At 33.4% G+C, this 2,856-nt stretch carries 2 protein-coding genes; one reads left to right on the forward strand and one right to left on the reverse strand.

What is annotated here, in order from left to right:
- Positions 1–250 precede the first annotated feature (250 nt).
- Positions 251–1,861: a helix-turn-helix domain-containing protein gene (locus BUR11_RS20830; protein ID WP_074226978.1), complete on the reverse strand. Its 1,611-nt coding sequence runs from the start codon at positions 1,859–1,861 to the stop codon at positions 251–253.
- 131 nt (positions 1,862–1,992) lie between these two features.
- Between BUR11_RS20830 and BUR11_RS20835 the strand changes: the two genes are divergently transcribed.
- On the forward strand, positions 1,993–2,562 hold the full coding sequence (locus tag BUR11_RS20835) for a porin family protein (RefSeq protein WP_074226979.1): 570 nt from the start codon (positions 1,993–1,995) through the stop codon (positions 2,560–2,562).
- Positions 2,563–2,856 lie beyond the last annotated feature (294 nt).

Genomic DNA, 2,856 nt, shown 5'->3' on the forward strand with positions numbered 1-2,856 from the left:
CTGCGATGCACCAGCTGAACAGAAGGACAGAGCTGAGGATCGGAAAGTCCCAGTTCACCTACTCAGGTAGACAGAAAAAAGTGGATGTGCTGTAAAATATAATTTAAAGAGAGTCAAAAAGCCGAACCTAATATTTTTTAGGTTCGGCTTTTTGTTTGTCTCTTTATGAAAATTAAATGCAATCAATTAATGATAGGATTTAATGGTATATGTTAACTAGGTTGGAGACTAGATTTAATGGATACTATAGTTAGTTTTCTAATTCTTTCCTTAAAAATCTGCTGGAATAACCTACAATACTTGCAACTTCTTCGATTGGGTAACCCTCATTTAATAGACTTTTAGCATAATCTAACTTTACCTTTTTTAAGAATTTGCCTGGAGTAATATTAAACTCTCTGAAATTTCTATTGAGTTGAACTGTGTTTGTCTCCAAAAAATTAGCGAGTCCTTCTACTGAATTTATCTTGTTAGAAATGATTGTTTCTTCCAGTACCTGGAGACTTAATTGATTTCCTTTTAACTCCTCTGAATTTAACTCCTCTGAATTTTTCTTTTTTAGGTAAGAATAAATCAAATATCCCAATAGGATAACACAAGCGGAAATGATTATAATAATTTTTAAACTAATAGGTGCAGTCGGTTCCAATTTATTGATTGCGGCAGGGATGAAGCTTTTTGTTACTTCTACAGAATTTAAAGTATAAAGCCCATCCACAGCTCCCACATAAATTGAATCGTGGAAATAAAAGAATGCATCCCGATTAAATTCTACTCCAGTTATTACAGGTAAAACATCAGGGTAGTCTTTACTTATTACATATAAGCCATTTTCTGTGGATATCCAGATGTTCCCCAGGTTATCTTTTTCGATATGGACGTTTAGCCTTGTATTTGTAATCTTTTTTAAAGAGTTTGGATCCTCCATTTCTAAGGAAAAAACTCCATCATCGGATGCTAGGTAAATTAGATTTTCTGTAGGGTATATATCCCGAATTCTAATGCCTAAGTCAATTATTTCAGATACTTGATCTCCATCATAAAAAAGAAATTTGCCCTCAGAAGTTGCAAAAAGTAATCCCTTTGGGATCGCTTCTAAATCTAGGTATTCGTAATCTTTATGGATAGGTATTAAATCAAAATTCTCCCCCAATAAATTAATAGATTGAGTGTTTTGGGAATAAATTAGGTTGTTCCATTGGACAGTTTTACGAATATTTCCTGCAAAAACATTGGTTGCATTTTCTAATAATACCGCTGAATCTGGGGGGATAAATTGGAATAGTTCATCACTATTGAGGTAAAAGTGATCATTTATGACAGTTAAGGGGCCGTTTGAGTATCCAGGTTTTTCCAGCAGAATAGAATCATTCACAAAAATCCCAGAGTAGGTAGAAATAACTTTTAGGCTATCATTGATAAAAATGTTTCTGATCGATTTATTATAATAACTTTTAGAATAATGATCATAAATTTGATATTCAAATAATTCACTACCACTAGCTACAAACAAGCGAGAACCTTTAAGTGCTGCTGTAGTGATGAATAATCCCCGCTGAGGGATTAGGTCCTTCATTCCACTGGCATTAAAAAGCTCAGTATTTGGAATGAAATCAGATTCATAAAAACCATCTTTATAAAAAACATAGGCTTTTTTGAACTGTATTTTTTGAGGATTCCATTCATTATTTTCAAGTAAGTAAAGATTCTCACCAGTCTTGGTATAGACCTCTTCCCCTACATTGAACACATTCCTCACTGGAGAGGCAAAGAAATGTTTGGTTACAAAAACAGTGTCTTGCGCTTTTAATGCAAAATATTGAATAAAAAATCCGATTAGGATTAGAATAACTCGCTTCATGTTTAAAAATTACACTTAAAAATAACAGGATTTATAAAATAAACACCTTCTGTAATAAATGACGCTGTAACAAAATTTTGTGATTCCTTAAGGTTGCTCAAATTAGGACTTCACTAAACCTTCTTTAAAAAATGAAAAAAATTCTGTTAGTATTCTCTGTTTTTGTTTTGAGCATTTCATTTTCTATGGCTCAAACTCAAGTGAAACCTGGTGTGGGTGTAAATACTACTAATATTACGGGAGATGGACTTGATGCATCTGGACAAATTGGGTGGCAAATCGGTGCTAGTGTTGCCTTTGGCGAAAAATTTTATTTTGAGCCAGGAGTCTTTTATCAAACCAATTCTTTTGAGGTGCAAAGTGTAGGAAATCTTCCGGTAACAGATGCTAACTACAGTGGATTTCGAATTCCTGTAGCTGTGGGTTTGGAAGTTTTAGGAAATGCAGACTCTTTTGCAGGTTTGAGGGTTTTTGGCGGAGGATCCACTTTTTTAGTAACTGGGACTAATAGCGACTTTTTAGATAAGGATATGGTGGAATCACCACAATGGGGGGTTTTTGCTGGTATAGGTCTTGACATCGCTTTATTTTACCTTGATTGGACCTATCAGTGGTCAGTATCTAATCTTCAAACGGACATAGATCAGATTGATTTAGGGAAAGCCCACGGCATTTTCTGGACTGCAGGATTAAGGTTTTAAATTTTTTGATAAAGTTTAATAAATAGAAAGGGGGTAAATTAATTTTTATTCTCTTTCTATTTTTAATTTGATTTTTTCTCATATTAGATAATAACCTTCAAGTTTTCTCGATGGAGGATCTAATTACTTTCTAAAATAAAATGGCAAAAAAGAAATGAGAACAATTACCCTCCCGATAGAATAATCTCCTGAGTCAATGCCGAATTAAATTAATTAAGTTCTGAATTCTTTAATTCTGTATAAAACAAAAAACCATTTAGTTGGGAAACAAGAAATGTCTCATTGTATTTGAGT

This window comes from Algoriphagus halophilus (genome assembly GCF_900129785.1).
Taxonomy (GTDB): domain Bacteria; phylum Bacteroidota; class Bacteroidia; order Cytophagales; family Cyclobacteriaceae; genus Algoriphagus; species Algoriphagus halophilus.